The following is a 16,314-nucleotide window of genomic DNA, read 5'->3' as shown; positions in this document are numbered from 1 at the left end:
CCGTTCGCTTCTCCGATCCTGCTCGATCGCTACCGTGTCGACGTGCGCTCGACACCGCAATCGCCGCGGACCCTGGCCCACCTGCGGCGGGCCAGAGACCTGATCGATCGGGAGTACGCGCGGCCGCTGGATGTGCCGACGATGGCGGCGCGAGCACTGATGTCGCCGGCGCACTTCTCCCGGGAGTTCAAGGTCGCCTACGGCGAGACACCGTACTCCTACCTGCAGACCCGGCGGATCGAGCGGGCGATGATGCTGCTGCGTAACGGGTCCAGCGTGACCGACGCCTGCACCGCAGTCGGGGCCCACTCGCTCGGCTCGTTCAGCTCGACGTTCACCGCGATCGTCGGCGAGACGCCGAGCGAGTACCGGGCGCGACCACACCGCGCGGCGGCCGCGCTGCCGCCGTGCGTCGCCGGGGTACTGCTGCGGCCCACCAGGTTCGCGGGAACAAACCCGGCCACCGCCGCATTGAGTGAGTAGGACTCGACCCGATGGAGGCACAATGTCCACATCCCGAGAACTACCGCCCACATCCCGAGAACTTCCTGTTCTGTTCCTGAACGACCAGGTTGTGCTGCCGGGCATGGTCGTGCCGGTGGAGCTCGACGACCAGACGCGGGCCGTGGTGGACGCCGCCCGCACCCACACCGACGGCCGACTGACCGTCGCCCCCCGCTTGAAGGACCGCTACCCGTCGTACGGCGTGATCGCCGAGATCGTCCAGATCGGCCGGCTGCCCGGCGGCAAACCCGCGGCGGTGCTACGCGCGCAGGAGCGCGTTCGGATCGGCCACGGCGTGTCCGGCCCGGGTACCGCATTGTGGGTGGAGGCCCACGATGTGCCCGCCGACGAGGTCGGCGACACCACCGCGGAGAACGTCAAGGAACTCGCAACCGAATTCCGCGCCCTGGTGAGCAGCGACCTGCAACGCCGCGAGGCCTGGCAGGTGATCGACATGATCGATCAGGTGACCGATCCCGGTGCTCTGGCCGACCTGGCCGGCTACGCGCCGTATCTCACCGACTCCCAGCGCCGACAGCTGCTCGAGACCCCGAGCGTCGTCGAGCGGCTGACCACCCTGGTCGGCTGGCTGCGCGAACACATCGCCGAGTCCGAGGTCGCCGACAAGATCGCCGGTGATGTGCGGGAAGGCATGGAGAAAAGTCAGCGCGACTACCTGTTGCGCCAGCAGCTCGCCGCCATCCGCAAGGAACTCGGCGAGGACGAACCGGACGGCGCCGCCGATTACCGCAGCCGGATCGATGCTGCCGACCTGCCGGACAAGGTTCGCGCCGCGGCGCTGCGCGAGGCGGGCAAGCTGGAGCGGGCGAGCGAGAACAACCCCGAGACCGGCTACCTACGGACCTGGTTGGACACTGTGCTGGAGCTGCCGTTCGGCACCAACACCAGCGACACCACCGACATCGCGGCGGCGCGCGCCGTGCTCGACGCCGACCACTACGGGCTGGACGAGGTGAAGGACCGGATCGTGGAGTACCTGGCGGTCCGCGCCCGGCGCGCCGAGCGCAATCTCGGCGTGGTCGGCGGCCGCGGCTCCGGCGCGGTGCTGGTGCTGGTCGGCCCGCCCGGCGTCGGCAAAACCTCGTTGGGCGAAAGTGTGGCCCGGGCGTTGGGCCGCAACTTCGTCCGAGTGGCGCTGGGCGGGGTCCGGGACGAGGCCGAGATTCGCGGTCACCGGCGGACCTACGTCGGCGCCCTGCCCGGCCGGATCGTCCGGGCGCTCGGCGAGGCCGGTTCGATGAACCCGGTAATGCTGCTGGACGAGATCGACAAGGTGGGTTCGGACTACCGGGGCGACCCGGCAGCCGCCCTGCTCGAGGTGCTCGACCCGGCGCAGAACCACACCTTCCGCGATCACTATCTGGATCTGGATCTGGATCTGTCCGACGTGCTGTTCCTGGCCACCGCCAACGTGGTCGAGACGATCCCGCAGGCTCTGCTGGACCGGATGGAACTGGTCACCCTGGACGGGTACACCGCCGACGAGAAGGTGCAGATCGCGCAGAACTTCCTGCTGCCCCGGCAGCTGGAACGGGCCGCGTTGTCGCCCGCGGAGGTGACGGTGACCGAGGCGGCGATCCGCCGACTGGCCGCCGATCACACCCGTGAACCGGGGGTGCGGCAGCTGGAACGGTTGCTGGCCAAGGCCTTACGCAAAGCCGCGGTCAAGCTGGCCGAGCGGTCCGAGCCGGTGATCGTCGACGAGCCGGATCTGCGCACGTTCGTCGGCCGGGCCCGGTTCACCCCGGAGTCGGCGGAACGGACCGCGGTGCCGGGGGTGGCGACCGGGCTGGCGGTCACCGGGATGGGCGGCGAGGTGCTGTTCGTCGAGGCCTCGGCCGGCGACGGCGAGCCGCAGCTCACGCTCACCGGGCAGCTGGGTGAGGTGATGAAGGAGTCCGCGCGGATCGCCCTGACCTACGTGCGGGCACATGCGGTACAGCTCGGCATCACCGACCCGACCGTGCTGGACCGCCACATCCACGTGCACGTGCCCGCCGGGGCCGTGCCCAAGGACGGTCCGTCGGCCGGGGTCACCATGGTCACCGCGCTGGTGTCGATGGCAACCGGGCGGCCGGTGCGCGCCGACGTCGGGATGACCGGTGAGGTCACCCTGAACGGCCGGGTCCTGCCGATCGGCGGGGTGAAGCAGAAGCTGCTCGCCGCGCAACAAGCCGGGCTGCGCACGGTGTTCGTCCCGATCCGCAACGAGCCGGACCTCGACGACGTGCCCGCCGAGATCCGGGACCGGCTCGAGGTGGTGCCCAGCATCGACGTCGCCGACCTGGTGGCAGCCGCGCTGGCACCGGCGGAAGCCGCCCAACGGGCCGCCTGACCACGGCATCACTGGCACAACTGCCCGCCCGGCCCGGGTACCGGGTCGGGCGCACCGTGCTGGTCCGAGCAGATTCGGCCGGCGCACGTCGCGCTACCCGCCGTTGTCGGCTGTTCGTCCGACATACAGGACGGCGGTTGGCGGCCACAATTGCATCGACGGCGCCGGAGGGAGCGAATTGTGCAGCTGGCGAAGGGGCAGAACATCCCGCTCGGGGCCACCGTCGTTCGGTTGACGGTCCGCGGAGACAGCGGAGGGCCGCCGCTGTACGTGGCGCTGCTCGGGTCCGACGATCGCACCCGCTCGCCGGCCGACCTGGTCCACCACGGTGCCGAAGCCCATCCGTCCGGAGCGGTGTCCCTGGCCGGTGACCAGGTGGTCGCCGACACCGGCCTCGTCGAATCCGATGTCCAGCGGGTGGTCGTTCTCGCGGCAAGTGCCGGGGGTAGCCCGTTGCCGCACCTCGACCTCGCCGTCACCGACGGCAACGGCGGTGGTCTGGCCGGTTTCGGGATACCGCCGGGCGGCGACACGGCGCTGATCGTCTGCGAGGTGTATCGGCGGGCCGGCCAGTGGAAGATCCGCGCGGTCGGCCAGGGTTATCGAGACGGCTTATATTCTGCTGCAAGAGATTTCGGGTTCGCCGTACCGAGCGGCAGCACGGCCGCGTCGGTCGCGGCCCCGGCTCCTCCGGTATCGGTGCCGCGGCCGCGTCGTGATCGGGGCAACCGGGGCCTCGTCGCATCGGCGTCCGCGTCTGCCCCTGCTTCGCCGCCGGTCGTGGCGCGACCTGTTGCGCCCCCACCCGTGACGCCCCCACCTGTGGCGCCGCCGCCACCGACCGCGGTGCCCCGGCCGAGTCGGTCGCCCGGCGCGCCGCGCCGGCCCGAGCCGGCCGGTGTGCCCGTGCTCGCGCGGCGCACGGACCTGCTCGATCTCATCGACCGACAGCGGCGGACGATCGCGGCATCGGTGGTCTCCCTGGCGGCTCGGTGTGTCGCCGACGGCGCGGCCAGCATGCCGTCGACGCGGGCAGCGGAGCAGCGGATCGCGGGCGAGCTGACCGAGCGACGCGAAGCCATCTGGCATGCCTACGAGGACACCCGCAACGCGCTGATCCAGCGATACAGCGGCGTGTTCAGCGAAGGGCTTCCGGCGACCTGGCGGGCCCGCCAGGTCGAGTCGCGAGCGTCCTACATCAGCACCTCCTCCCGGGACGCCGCCGCTTGGATGCAGGCGGCGGGCACCGTCGCGAACTCCGTGCACACCGCCGGGCTGCGGATGACCTCGGCCGGCCGCGCCCAGCAGCGCCGAGAGCTCACGGCCGCGGTGGAAAGGGTGCTGAACGGCTACGACGGCGCGGTCCGCGACGCAGAACTCGCCGCCGAAGGCAAGATCACCCGCCTGTTCACCGACACGTTCGCCGATTTCCGCCGCCGGATGTCCGATGCGTTACCGCGGACGGTCGGCAACTATGCATATACCGAACTCGATCTGATCGAGCCCGCCCCGGCCGAGGCCGGCCCGGTGTGGCAGGCGGTCGCGTCGGTCGAGGACATCGCGCCGTCGCCGCCGACCCGGCTGGTCTTTCCGGTCGGGGAGCTCTGCCTGAGCGAGGCGCGGTTGGACACCCGCCTGGCGGTGCCCGACCCGCCCGGTGGCGAGCACACGCACCGGTTCGCCCTGCCACTCGCCGAGTCCACCCCGCCGGTCCCGGCGCTGCTCGACCTGGACGAGACCGGCGGGATCGTCACCAACTCCACGGCCGTCGTGCAGAACCTGACCCTGGATATGCTCGCCGCGCTGCCCGCGGGCCGGTTGAAGATCGACGTCGTCGATCCGGCCAAGGTGGGTGCCTCGATGAACTTTCTCTACGGCCTCGGCGAGGCCGGGGAGAAGATCTACGGGCAGAAGGTCTGGGGCTCGCACAACGTCGCGGAGCTGCTCACCGAACTGGAGAACCACGTCGCGTTCGTGACGCAGAAATACCTACAGGGCACGCACGATTCGCTGACCGCATACAACCGGGCGGCCGGCGAGGTCGCCGAACCGTATCGACTGCTGCTGTTGTTCGACCATCCCCACGCCTTCACCCGGGACGGCCGGACGTTCGACGACGAGTCGCTGAAGCGGCTGGAACGGCTCGCGACGGTCGGCCGCCGCGCGGGAGTGCTGATCGCCGCGACGACCGACTCGACCAACCGGTCGCTGGAAGCATTGGCCACGGCGTACACCGGATTCGAGGACGGCGCGCTGGTGGACTACCTCGGCCTCCCGCGGGCGGTGAGCGGCGGTGACTTCGTACCGTCGTGCATGCTGGAATGGCAGCTCGCGCCGCATCCGGTCCCGGACGATGCGACCCGTACCGAGGTGCTGGCTCACATCGAGCGGACCTTGGGGCAGTCGTCCGGGACTCAGGTCGACCCCGCTCGGGTGCATGAACTGGCCTCTCGCGCGGCTGCGCGGGCGGTCGCGAAGGGTACGCAGGCGCCGGCGGTGATTGCCGATCCGCACGAGCCCGGTAGCTGGTGGCAGGCCGACGTCGATGAGCGGATCGTCGCCCGGTTCGGCCGGATGGGCGCCTCGGATGTGGCCGAGCTGCGGCTGGATTCGGGCGGCGCGTCGAGTGCTCTGGTCGGCGGGCGGACCGGGTCGGGCAAGTCGGTGCTGCTGCACTCGATCGTCCTCGGCCTGGCGATGCAGTATTCGCCGGCCGATCTGGAGTTCTACCTGGTCGACTTCAAGGAGGGTGTGGAGTTCAAGCCGTATGCCGAGCATCAGCTGCCGCATGCTCGGGTGGTCGCGATCGAGACCAATCGCGACTTCGGGATCAGCGTGCTGGAGAGTCTCGATGCCGAGATCTCCAGGCGCGGAGTTCTGTTCAAGAGCGGGCAGCAGCAGATGCAGGATATCGGCCGGTACCGGCAGGCCACCGGCGAACGGCTCCCGCGGATCGTGCTGGTGATGGACGAGTTCCACATGTTGCTCGAACAGGACGACGCGATCGCGACCCGCGGTGCCGAACTGATCGACCGAATCATCCGGCAGGGGCGGGCATTCGGGGTGCACACGATTCTCGCGTCGCAGTCGGTGTCCGGTGGCGGGCAGAAGATCCGCACGGCGCTCAATCAGATCCCGAACCGGCTGGTGCTGGCCAGCTCCAACCAGGATTCGGAGCAGTTGCTCGCGGAAGGTAACGCGGACGCGCAGCTGCTGTCCAAGCCCGGTGAGGGCATCATCAATACCAGCGGCGGACTCAAAGACGCGAACAATCGCTTCCAGTGTGCGTTCTGGCCGCCGGAACTGCGCACCCGGCTCGTCGAGCAGATGCGAAAGCAGGCGGACGCGCAGCAGGTCGGTCACCGGCCGGTGGTCTTCGAGGGCGACGTCGCGATCGTGCCGAGCGAGCACGATCCGGCGATCTTCACCGGATCGAGCCGCAACGGCACGCTGCTGCTACCGATCGGGGCGCCGATGTCGCTGGCACCGCCGCTGTCGATTCGGTTGGAACGCCAGCCCGGCAACAATCTGCTGATCGTCGATCCGTCCGCGCTGACCGCGCTGGCCCTGCACATGCTGGCGCTGCGGGCGGCGGACGTGCAGGTGGAGTATGTCGATTTCGCCGCGATCGATCCGTCGCAGGAGGACCTGTTCGGTCGGCTGCGCGCCGCGGGCGCGCAGGCCTACCACCGGCGCAAGCTCGGTGACGTGCTTGATTCGCTCGTCGCCGAGATCGCCGAGCGGACCGAGCTCGACGACTACACCGCACGTGCGCGGGTGTTGTTCCTGGTCGGGGTGCATCGGGCGCGAGAACTGACGCCGGATACCTACGACGCCGAGACCGAGAGTGGTCGGCTCGCCGAGGTGCTGCGGCAGGGCCCGGAGGTCGGCGTGCACGTGGTTGCCTGGGGCGATCGGTACGCCTCGCTGCAACGACGATTCGATCACGACGGCTTCCGCCAGTTCGGGTTCAAGGTGCTCGGCCCGTGCAGCGAGGACGATTCGCGCACGCTGATCGACTCCGAGGTCGCGGCGAAGTTGACCACGAACCAGTTCGCCGTCGACGACTACGACAATGCCCGAACCGATCTCGTGCGCCGGTTCGCCGCCCCGGACACCGAGTGGGTGGACGGGTTGTTGAGCGGAACCAGCGATGGCTGACACTGCCCGCAACGATCCGGAGGTGGTCGCTCGGCTCGCCCAGGATCTGCAGCGGTACCTGCGTGAGGCCGACACCGCAGATGCGGCGGTCGAGTCGGCGGTGCAGCGGGTCGAGGCCAGGATCATCCAGGAGACCAGCCGGCGGCGCGGTGTGATGGACGCCGCGCGGCGGGCTTACGAGCAATGCTGCGGGAATCCCGACGCCGACTGCTCACCGCTGCAGCGGGCCCTCGACCGGGCGACCGATGCCTGGGCGGCCGCGCTTCGCGCGCATCGGATGTTCAACGAAGCAGGCGCCGAGTTCGAGCCGGGCAGTGTGAGATTCAAGCGGGTGCGGCATGAACTCGTCACGGAGACGAACCGCCTGCTCGGCGCGATCCGGCGCGATCTGGATCAGTACAACCGGGGGTCCGCGGCGATCGCGCGCGACCTCGGCGGCGCCGCGATCGCGGTGGCCGCAGATGGGCGCGCTGCCGCGGTGAGCGGGCTCGGCAGCACCGCCGTAGCGTCGGCGGTCACCGCCGGTCCGGGGTTTCCGCCGGGCTACGCGATGGTGAACCTTTCGTCGGTGGACCTGTCGGACAGTACGGTCACCGGACCCGAGTCGTTCACGAAGCCGGACGTATCCCCGGCGGACCTGGAGTGGGCGTTCAACGCGTTCGAGGAGGTCGTCCGGCCTGCCCTACGGCGCGGTAAAGGGCTCGACTACTTCCGGGAACGAGACCAGAACGAGGGTGGACGGTTCGGCGCGCGCAGTTACGCCGACACCTACGTGGGATTCTTCGACAACAACAACGCAGTCGTGCTGGAGCGGCGACCCGATGGGACATTCGGGGTCGCGAACGGTTACCACCGAATCTGGGTCGCCCAGCGAATGGGGCTGACCGACATTCCGGCGCTGGTGATCCGCGGATGACCGAGCTGCACAAGGCGACCGGGATATTCGAGGCGAACGCCCGAGCGCTCCGGTCTGCCGAACAGAAGGCCGGGACGGCGTGGCGCGACGTGGTGTCGAAACGGCTGAAAGACCGCAAGCTGCAGCCGCTCGCAGACGAGGAACGGTCCTTCCTGCAGGCGCTCGCCCGCTACGACGTCGGAATCGCACAGGCGCTGCGCGAACTGGACAAACATCGGTAGATCGAAGGGACAGCCATGGGATCCGTACAGGCGAATCCGGATTCGCTGAAGAAGCTGAAGAGCGACATCGACCGTTCGCAACGCGAGATCAACGGCGCGATCTCCCGGGTCCGGTCCTCGCTCAAGGGCACGGACTGGCGCGACAGCGTGAAGGACAAGTTCGAGAAGGACATGGAACAGGTCCTGAAGTCGGTCGCCGCCTTCGACGCCAACGCGAATCAGTTGAAAGCGTATCTGGACAAGAAGATCCAGATCTTGCAGACCTATCAAGGCAGGTGAGTCGTGGGTATCTTCGGCGGTGGGCGGCAGGAGCCGCAGCGTCAGGTCAGAATGTCCGAAGATGGAGATGTGACGCTCGCCGATCCGAACGTCGCTGGGAACCCGCGACAACTGGTCTACGAAGGCTTGAAGTCTGCCGGCCTGAGCTTCGTAGTGTACGGACCCGGCGACATCGAGTCGTGCTTCGCGGCCGCGAGCGGCCTTGTTCCGGCGTTCAGATCGGCGGCCCTCCTCCGTGAGGAGATTCCGTTCGTGGGCGTCTTCGACGGGCATGGCGCGAGCGTGTGGTGGACAGCGATCTCCGGACCCCGCGGATCTGCCATATCCGTCAACACCTTTCGCGGCAGCGATAGTGACTTCGTCAATGGTCAGATTGCGATGCAGCTCCGCTGGGTACCGGAACCCTGGTGGCTCGGCATCGGTACGCGCAACGCCAGCGTCCCCGCGGGATACGCCGATATCTTCAGAAGCGCCGAATCCGTACCGCTGTATACCTTGCCCGGACTCGGCCACCTCCGGCCGACCGGTTCGGTCGAGCCTGCGTCCGCGGGTACAGCCGGTCCCGGACTCCCGCAAGTCGTCGTCGATGACATGACCCGGGATGGCTGGCGACCGGACGGCGGCTTCTATGGAGTCAACGCTCCGCTGGGGGGGTCGCGCAGTCGATTCATTTCGTTGCTGCCAGAGGCCGAGTATTCGACTCTTGCATGCAAGATAGCCGATGTCGCCCCCGGGGCGGACTACTCAGACCGGTACGAGGTCGTGGTCGTTGAGCACAACGCCATGGTCGTGACCCGAATCCCTGGCGCTGCGAGCCTGACCTACGACGTGATTCGCAGCGAAGCGTTTGCGATTGCCGAGTGCGCGGAGGCTATCGATACCGCCACTCCGCCGCCCCCGACGGTGATCTCGGTGCCGGCCGCCGCATCGCCGGCGAGCGCTCGGCCAGCGGCGACGGTACCACCCCGGCGGCAGAGCGGCGGCCCGTCGCTCACCAAGGGCGGCAACGTGTCGCTCAACCAGCAGGCACCCGGCTTGCGTTCGGTCGCGGTCGGTCTCGGCTGGGACGTGCGCACCACCTCGGGAGCGGAGTTCGACCTCGACGCCAGTGCGATCGCCACCGGGGCCGACCGGCGGGTCCTGTCCGACAAATACTTCGTCTTCTTCAACAACCTGCGTTCCCCGGACGGTGCGATCGTGCACACCGGCGACAACCTCACCGGCGATGGGGACGGCGACGACGAGGTGATCGAGGTGGATCTCGCCGCAGTGTCGGCCGAGGTCACCAACATCTTCTTCCCCGTGTCGATCTACGATGCGGAGGGCCGAGGGCAATCGTTCGGTCAGGTGCAGAACGCGTTCATCCGGGTGGTCGACCGGGCGACCGGCGCCGAGCTGACCCGCTACGACCTGTCCGAAGACGCATCGACCGAGACTGCGATGGTGTTCGGTGAGCTCTATCGTCGCGGCTCGGAGTGGAAGTTCCGGGCGGTCGGCCAGGGGTATGCGTCCGGCCTGGCCGGGATCGCGCGGGACTATGGCGTCGACGTCGACTGATCGGATGCGTTGTCATGTGCGCCGAGCGGGCACTGATGGCGTTCGACTCTCGGGGTTTGCCGCCACCAGAGCCCGCTCGGCGTTGAAGCGGTAACGCAGGTCGTCAACGCCGCCGCGTACGGTGGGCCTGCACCCGCCAATCGCGGCAAGCCCACACCCCGGCCAGGCACCTACGCCCCTGTCGAGTCGGTAGAGGTCCCCGAATCGTACCGACCGGGCGGGCCCTTACCGATCATCTTGTCGCCGCGGTTGTAGGTCTGCCAGCCACCCGCGTCGTAACCGGCCGTGTCGAAGCACACCGCGGCGAACTCGAGACCGAAAGCGGACAGGCAGATGCTGCGGTACACCGAGATCGATTTGGTCGTCTCCAGCACATGCAACGCTTCTTCCTGCACCTCGAGCAGAGCGTAGCGGCGGAAATCGTCCACCGGCTCGGCCGAGAACGTGACCAGCCCGAGCCGGTGCAGGTTGGCCAGGTAGTAACGGTCGCGCTCACCCTCGCGGCAACCGGCCATTTCGGCGACCAGGCTGACCCCGCTGACCAGCCGCCGGGAGCCGATCTGGAACAGCGACTTGGTGCGCACATCGATCGACGGTTGCGGGCCGGCCACGGCGAGAAACCGGACGATCCGCGCCTCGTCCGGGACCAGCTCGTCCAGGATCCGGGCGAACGCACGATGCACGCCGCCGGCCTGGTCGTCCGGGCGGTGGGAGGCGGCGATCAGGGCGGCACCGCTCGCGCGTAGTTCGGCAGTCTCCGACGCGCCGGGTGCCGGCTCCGGCTGGTCGGTGTCGTCGTCGTCCCCGCCGAGCACGGGTACGACCAACTGCTTGACCGTGCGCACCCCGTCGGTCATCAGCTGACTCGCCGAGTCGGTCCCCGGTACGCGCTGGACCACGCTCTCGGTGGCGTCCAGCGGCGCGTTCCCCAACACCGAGAGCGCCCGCCACAGATCGGCGCCGACACTGCGCACCAACGACGCGGCCACCGTTGCATTCCCGGCCGCATCCCGGGCGATCCGCGCTGCGCGCCACAGGCTGTCGTCCCCGGCCGGCTCGGACGGATCGATCGTTTCGTCGGTCATCGCCATACTCCGATCAGGCGCCGAAGATCAGGATGTGCAGGCCGCCGACCAACAGGCCGAGGGCGCCCCCGTGTGCGTAGAGCAGCCAGGCGTCCTGCTCGATCGCGGCGTACAACATCTCGCCGAACTCCTCCGGCGGCAGCTCCCGGAACTTCTCGGTGGCGAACTTCTCGATCTTCTTCGCCTTCTTCTTGTTGAACTTCGCGTCCTCGAACACCGCCGGGGCGAAGTCGACCACGGCGACGCCGGCCTTGCGCTCCAGCACGTCGAAATGCACCACGCCGAGATTTCGGCCGACCGACGTCGCCACCGGGCCGAGAATGCGTCGGGCCTCCTCGGCCACGGCCTCCTGGATGAACGCCAGAGTCTTGTCGCCGCTGGCACCGTGCAGCAGCTCGTGGGAGAAGTTGGCGACGGTGAGCACCTCGACCGAAAGCATCTGAGCCAGCTGCGCGGACGCCTCGTATTGCCGTTTCGGAAACAAGCCCTGCTTCCAGAGGTAACGCCAGCGGGGACGGGGTTCGCCCGGCTCGAACACCACCTTGATCGCGATGATATTCACCAGCACGCCGATCATCGCGGCGCCGACGAGCACGGTCAGCCAGCCGGGAATCGCGCTCAGAATCGGCGGGTGCGCAGTGTGCACCCAGCTCAGATACAGCGCCAGCGGAATACCGAACAAAAAGCCCAGGGCACCGATTCGCACCATGAACTTCAGCTCCGGCACCGCCATTCCCTGAATGATGTCGCGCAGCACCTCCGGATTGTTGCGCAGGTGATTTATCGTCATCAGCTTCACGTCGAGCAGGTCGTCGATATTCTCCCCGATCTTTGCGAATGCTTTCCGGGAGATCTGCGGTAATTCGGCATCGACCGTGCGCAACACGCTCTCCCGGACGCTGCCCGGCAGCGAGCTCCACAGCTGCGGATGCTCACTCTCGATCACCTCGGTGGTCAGCTGCCGAATCTGCGGACGGGCGGCGTCGGCCAGCCGCTCGGCCAGTTTGTCGGGATTCAATTCGAGATAGAAGTCACCGATTCCGCCGATGCGGGCGATCGACTTGTCCACGATCAAGCTGGCCATCTTCTCCGCTCGACACGGGATGAATCCCTGGAAGCCGAGGACGCCGTCCGGAGCGAAGATCGGCAGAATCTGCACCTTACGCGGCAGATATGGGAAAACCGACTTGAGCCCGGGAACGTAGAAACCGGTGAACCGAACCGGTGCAAACAACATGATGACACCGGTCCAGTTGGTGATCAAACCGGCAATTGCGCTGAATATCGGGATACTGACGATATCCACGACGAATTTCGACTGTCCGGTCAGTTCTTCCCAGTCGATGAACGGACCGGCGGCGAGTACGTTCACAATTGCTCCAAAAACTCAACGCAGTTCGGCGAACTATACCCGCGGCGACCCGCCACGCACCGCGGTTCGGCGGATAGGGAGCGCGGGCGGAGCCGGACTCTTTCGTCGCCGATCAGCGGCGTGCAAGCGCGACGCAAGCCGGGTGGAACAGGGTCAGGCATGAACTTTTCCGCAACTCCGGCTGTCGAGGCCGACAACCTGGTGAAGACCTTCGGCCACCAGCGTGCGGTCGACGGGGTCAGTCTCACCGTGCCGCAGGGCGCGGTGTACGGCGTACTCGGCCCCAACGGCGCCGGGAAGACCACCACCATCCGGATGCTCGCCACCCTGCTCCGCCCGGATGCCGGCCAGGCTCGCATCTTCGGCTACGACGTCGCCGCGAAACCCGCCGCGGTGCGCTCGCTGGTCGGGGTCACCGGCCAATACGCCTCGGTCGACGAGGATCTGAGCGCCACCGAGAACCTGACCGTGTTCGCCCGGCTGTTGGGCTTGTCCCGGGCCGATGCCCGCCGCCGCACCACCGACCTGCTCGACGAGTTCGACCTGATCGCAGCGGCCGACAAGCCGCTCAAGCAGTTCTCCGGCGGTATGCGCCGCCGGCTCGACCTCGCCGCAAGCCTGATCGCCACGCCGCCACTGCTGTTCCTCGACGAACCGACCACCGGCTTGGACCCGCGCACCCGTGCCCAGATGTGGGACACGATCCGCCGGCTGGTCCGCGGCGGGACGACGGTGCTGCTCACCACCCAGTACCTGGACGAGGCCGATCAACTCGCCGACCGGATCGCGGTGATCGACCACGGCCGGGTGATCGCCGACGGCACCGCCGACGAGCTCAAGGCCTCGGTCGGCCGCTCGTCGCTGCATCTCACCCTCGCCGACCGGGCCCGGATCGAGGACGCCCGCCGGATCGTCGCCGACACGCTGCGCGCCGAGCCGGCCGTCACCCCCGAAGCGGCCCGGATCACCGTCCCGCTCACCGACCCGGCAATCACCCCGGAGATCCTGATCCGACTGCGCGACAGCGGAATCGGCATCGAGGAGCTCAACGTGAGCAAGCCCAGCCTGGACGAGGTCTTCCTCACGATCACCGGCCGGCCGACCGACGAAGAACGGAGCGCTGCATGACCACCACGACGACCACCCCGGTGCCGGCCGCCACCACGCCCCGCCCCAGCACCCCGCAGGCGCTCGACCGGCCGGGGTTGCGCCAGACCGTCGCGAACTCGCTGACGATGGCTTACCGCGGACTGCTCAAGGTCAAACACAACCCGGAACAGCTGTTCGACGTCACGATCCAGCCGATCCTGTTCACCCTGATGTTCACCTACATCTTCGGCGGCGCCATCTCCGGAAACGTGGCCGCCTACCTTCCGGTGATCATCCCCGGCATTCTGGTGCAGACAGTGATCACCACCTCGATGGTCACCGGTACCCAGCTGCGCGAGGACATGGACAAGGGCGTCTTCGACCGGTTCCGGTCGCTGCCGATCGCCCGGATCGCGCCCCTGGCCGGCGCGCTGCTGGCCGACTCGGTGCGGTACGTCATCGCCACCACGCTGACCGTGATGATGGGCCTGATCATGGGCTACCGGCCCGGCGGTGGCGTGCGGGGCGTGCTGCTGGCCGGCCTGCTGGTCATCTTCTGCTCGTTCGCCACCAGCTGGATCTGGGCCCTGCTCGGCGTCCTGGCGAACAAGGCCTCGGCCGTGCAGGGCTACTCGATGCTGGTGCTGTTCCCGCTGACCTTCATGTCCAGCGCGTTCGTCCCGGTCGAGACCATGCCCGGCTGGATGCAGGCATTCGTGAACGTCAACCCGGTCACCCACGTGGTGTACGCCTGCCGGGAACTGATGAATCACGGCACCGTCGGCGCCGATGTCGGCTGGTCGCTGCTCGGCTCCGTGGTGCTGATCGCGGTGCTCGCCCCGATCACGGTCAAGCTGTTCATGCGCAAGGCCTGATGAGTCAGGGCGCCGGCTGCTCGGCGAACCGCGGCGCCATCGCCTCCATCTGCTCGATCACCAGCTTGATCGCCGCAGGCTGCTTGTCCTGCGGGTACTTGTACTTGACCAACAGACGCTTGATCGACGACCGCATCTTGGCGCGCATGTCGTCACGCACGGTCCAGTCGGTGCGGGTGTCGCGGCGCAACAATTGCACCAGCTCGCGCGCGATTTGCGATAGCACGTCGTCACCCTGCAGTCGAACCGCCGACTCGTTCGTGGCAACCGCATCGTAGAAGGCCGGCTCGTCCTGGTTCAGCGGCGGCGTGAACCGGTCTCCCCGGTTTCCCTCTGCCCCGACCTCGCGGGCCAGGTTGTTCCGGGTTGCCTTCGCCGACTCCTCGGCCAACCGGGCGCGCAGCGCCTCGATGGCAAGGTGCGGATGCTTCGCCCGGGTCGCCTTGGTCGCGAAGTCCGGATCGAGATCGGCCAGCGACGGCTTGGTGAGGCCGTCCGTCGGATCTCGTCCGGAATCGGGCGTCCACCACCGATCGAGCGGCAGGCTCAGCATCGTGCGAGAACTCGACGACTCGCGCAGGACCGAATACGTCCCGAAGAAGCGAACCGACCTCGCCGGAGAACGCCTCGACCTGCTGGCGGAAGGAATCGAGGTCAAGCCCCGCCGAGCAGGAACTCGATCGCTGATCGCGCAGCTCCGACACGTGCGTCGTTTCGACGCCGATGCTGCACGTCGATCCTGGTCGGAGCGGCCGCCGGCACAGACCTCAACCCCGCCCGAATAACGCGTAGGCCGGCCAGCCGAGACGACACCGGTTCGGTCAGACGACATCGCTCACCACCGCCTCGGCGGCCTTGACCCGGAACCTTCCGGACATCAGGAGGGCAGGAGTTGGTGCGGGGAATGAGATCGAAGAGTTGTACAGCGTTGTCGTGCAGCACTTTTCGACACCACCGTGGTCCCAGACCAAGAGCGATGACCGACTCGACCGCGTGACTATACGGATAGGGATGTCGGGGTAACGCTGCCGAAGAGGATCTTGTCTCCCAAAGCCAGGAGGTCGTCACGCTGCACGGGCGGGAACGGGTGGAGTTGTTCGGTGAAGTCGGTGAAGACCATCGTGGTATCCGGAGGTTCGGGTGGCGGCGTAGTACCTCGGCCACCGGTCCGGGGCCGGTGAATCGGCCCGGCGCCGGTCCCGACCCAGCATGGATCAGCGTCGGTAACGATGGCCGGCAGTTCCAGCTGCGCACGAACATCCTCCATCGCTTCATCGGCCGGCCGGCCGGCCGACGAGGTGGTCACGACGTGGCCGCGCACGCCGAGGCCGCCAGCGCTTTCAGTGCGGCGCGGGGACAGCGCCCCTCGGGGACTGCGACATCGATGCGCAAGCGTGGCTGTTCGTCGCCGAGGCGATGAACTTTCCGGCGGGCACCTCACCGACGCGGACACTAGCCGCTCTTCGCCATGGTGACCAGGTCAGCGTGTCGGAAGATCTGCCCTCCCACGGCCCAGGTGCCGTCGCTTTGTTCGTTGATGAGGACCCACACTCGCAGTGCTTGTTCTGGTCCGAGCCCGGCGGCAGCGAGGACGAGAGTGGTGACTTCTTTTGCCAGCCCGGCCTTGCGTTCGTCGTTGAGCGCGAACTGGGGCACGGTCACGTCGACGCGGAATCGGGGTTCGGTGTCGGCGGCGGTTACCTGTGCGCCTGCCGGCAGTTCGTGGAGGTAGGACCAGCCCAGGGCTTTGAAGAAGTCGTTGTCGGGGGCGCCTTCCCACTCGAGTAGGGTGCGGGCCAGGTCTTGTTGGATGGTGGCGCGGCCTTCTTCGGTGAGGCTGCCGGCGGGGACTGTCAGCTGGATCTGCGGCATTTTCTTTGTCTCCTTTGTTGTTTGGTG

12 protein-coding genes and 1 pseudogene are annotated in these 16,314 nt (G+C 67.9%); 9 read left to right on the top strand and 4 right to left on the bottom strand.

Annotation, left to right across the window (positions count from 1 at the left end):
• Positions 1–42 precede the first annotated feature (42 nt).
• The 7 genes from KV203_RS03245 (at position 43) to KV203_RS03215 (ending at position 9,994) form a co-directional block, all read left to right on the top strand.
• Positions 43–483, top strand: coding sequence for a helix-turn-helix domain-containing protein (locus KV203_RS03245; RefSeq protein ID WP_066466724.1), 441 nt, complete (start codon positions 43–45; stop codon positions 481–483).
• A 22-nt stretch (positions 484–505) separates the two neighbouring features.
• The gene (gene lon / locus KV203_RS03240; protein ID WP_066466725.1) at positions 506–2,860 is read left to right on the top strand and encodes an endopeptidase La; all 2,355 of its coding nucleotides are present in this window, start codon (positions 506–508) and stop codon (positions 2,858–2,860) included.
• 180 nt (positions 2,861–3,040) lie between these two features.
• On the top strand, positions 3,041–7,021 hold the full coding sequence (locus KV203_RS03235; protein WP_066466726.1) for an FtsK/SpoIIIE domain-containing protein: 3,981 nt from the start codon (positions 3,041–3,043) through the stop codon (positions 7,019–7,021).
• Entirely contained in the window at positions 7,014–7,937 is a 924-nt protein-coding gene (locus tag KV203_RS03230; protein WP_066466727.1) for a ParB N-terminal domain-containing protein, read from the top strand. Before KV203_RS03235 ends, KV203_RS03230 begins: the two co-directional genes overlap by 8 nt.
• The gene (locus KV203_RS03225) at positions 7,934–8,158 is read left to right on the top strand and encodes a hypothetical protein (RefSeq protein ID WP_066466728.1); all 225 of its coding nucleotides are present in this window, start codon (positions 7,934–7,936) and stop codon (positions 8,156–8,158) included. Before KV203_RS03230 ends, KV203_RS03225 begins: the two co-directional genes overlap by 4 nt.
• 15 nt (positions 8,159–8,173) lie before the next feature.
• The gene (locus tag KV203_RS03220) at positions 8,174–8,437 is read left to right on the top strand and encodes a BAR domain-containing protein (RefSeq protein ID WP_066466729.1); all 264 of its coding nucleotides are present in this window, start codon (positions 8,174–8,176) and stop codon (positions 8,435–8,437) included.
• Between the two features lie 1,008 nt (positions 8,438–9,445).
• Positions 9,446–9,994 carry a TerD family protein gene (locus KV203_RS03215; protein WP_066467088.1) on the top strand — a complete coding sequence of 183 codons (549 nt, stop codon included), beginning with the start codon at positions 9,446–9,448 and terminating at the stop codon, positions 9,992–9,994.
• Positions 9,995–10,164: 170 nt separating this feature from the next.
• Here KV203_RS03215 and KV203_RS03210 read toward each other — a convergent pair whose 3' ends face one another.
• Positions 10,165–10,851, bottom strand: coding sequence for an Abi-alpha family protein (locus KV203_RS03210; RefSeq protein ID WP_415640928.1), 687 nt, complete (start codon positions 10,849–10,851; stop codon positions 10,165–10,167).
• Between the two features lie 241 nt (positions 10,852–11,092).
• Complete coding sequence (locus KV203_RS03205) at positions 11,093–12,451, bottom strand: DUF445 domain-containing protein (protein ID WP_066466731.1); 1,359 nt, start codon at positions 12,449–12,451, stop codon at positions 11,093–11,095.
• Positions 12,452–12,610: 159 nt separating this feature from the next.
• Here KV203_RS03205 and KV203_RS03200 point away from each other — a divergent pair, with 159 nt between their 5' ends.
• Together KV203_RS03200 and KV203_RS03195 are read left to right on the top strand one after the other, a co-directional pair.
• A complete protein-coding gene (locus KV203_RS03200; RefSeq protein ID WP_066466732.1) occupies positions 12,611–13,579 on the top strand; it encodes an ATP-binding cassette domain-containing protein in 969 nt (322 codons plus the stop codon).
• Positions 13,576–14,415 carry an ABC transporter permease gene (locus KV203_RS03195; RefSeq protein WP_066466733.1) on the top strand — a complete coding sequence of 280 codons (840 nt, stop codon included), beginning with the start codon at positions 13,576–13,578 and terminating at the stop codon, positions 14,413–14,415. The genes KV203_RS03200 and KV203_RS03195 overlap by 4 nt, the downstream gene beginning before the upstream one ends.
• A 4-nt stretch (positions 14,416–14,419) precedes the next feature.
• Here the strand turns inward: KV203_RS03195 and KV203_RS19510 are convergent.
• Both KV203_RS19510 and KV203_RS03185 read right to left on the bottom strand, forming a co-directional pair.
• Positions 14,420–14,908: pseudogene (locus tag KV203_RS19510) on the bottom strand (type I restriction enzyme endonuclease domain-containing protein); the annotation flags it as partial.
• A gap of 959 nt (positions 14,909–15,867) precedes the next feature.
• Complete coding sequence (locus KV203_RS03185) at positions 15,868–16,287, bottom strand: tautomerase family protein (RefSeq protein ID WP_066466737.1); 420 nt, start codon at positions 16,285–16,287, stop codon at positions 15,868–15,870.
• Between the last annotated feature and the right edge of the window lie 27 nt (positions 16,288–16,314).

It is taken from the genome of Skermania piniformis (assembly GCF_019285775.1).
GTDB lineage: Bacteria > Actinomycetota > Actinomycetes > Mycobacteriales > Mycobacteriaceae > Skermania > Skermania pinensis.
This window is presented reverse-complemented; position numbering and strand designations above follow the sequence as displayed.

Bases quoted from the DNA above. Each gene is read 5' to 3' on its own strand.
- lon (WP_066466725.1), top strand. From the start codon at position 506: ATGTCCACATCCCGAGAACTACCGCCCACATCCCGAGAACTTCCTGTT.
- KV203_RS03185 (WP_066466737.1), bottom strand. From the start codon at position 16,287: ATGCCGCAGATCCAGCTGACAGTCCCCGCCGGCAGCCTCACCGAAGAA.
- KV203_RS03210 (WP_415640928.1), bottom strand. From the start codon at position 10,851: ATGACCGACGGGGTGCGCACGGTCAAGCAGTTGGTCGTACCCGTGCTC.
- KV203_RS03225 (WP_066466728.1), top strand. From the start codon at position 7,934: ATGACCGAGCTGCACAAGGCGACCGGGATATTCGAGGCGAACGCCCGA.
- KV203_RS03230 (WP_066466727.1), top strand. From the start codon at position 7,014: ATGGCTGACACTGCCCGCAACGATCCGGAGGTGGTCGCTCGGCTCGCC.
- KV203_RS03195 (WP_066466733.1), top strand. From the start codon at position 13,576: ATGACCACCACGACGACCACCCCGGTGCCGGCCGCCACCACGCCCCGC.
- KV203_RS03200 (WP_066466732.1), top strand. From the start codon at position 12,611: ATGAACTTTTCCGCAACTCCGGCTGTCGAGGCCGACAACCTGGTGAAG.
- KV203_RS03220 (WP_066466729.1), top strand. From the start codon at position 8,174: ATGGGATCCGTACAGGCGAATCCGGATTCGCTGAAGAAGCTGAAGAGC.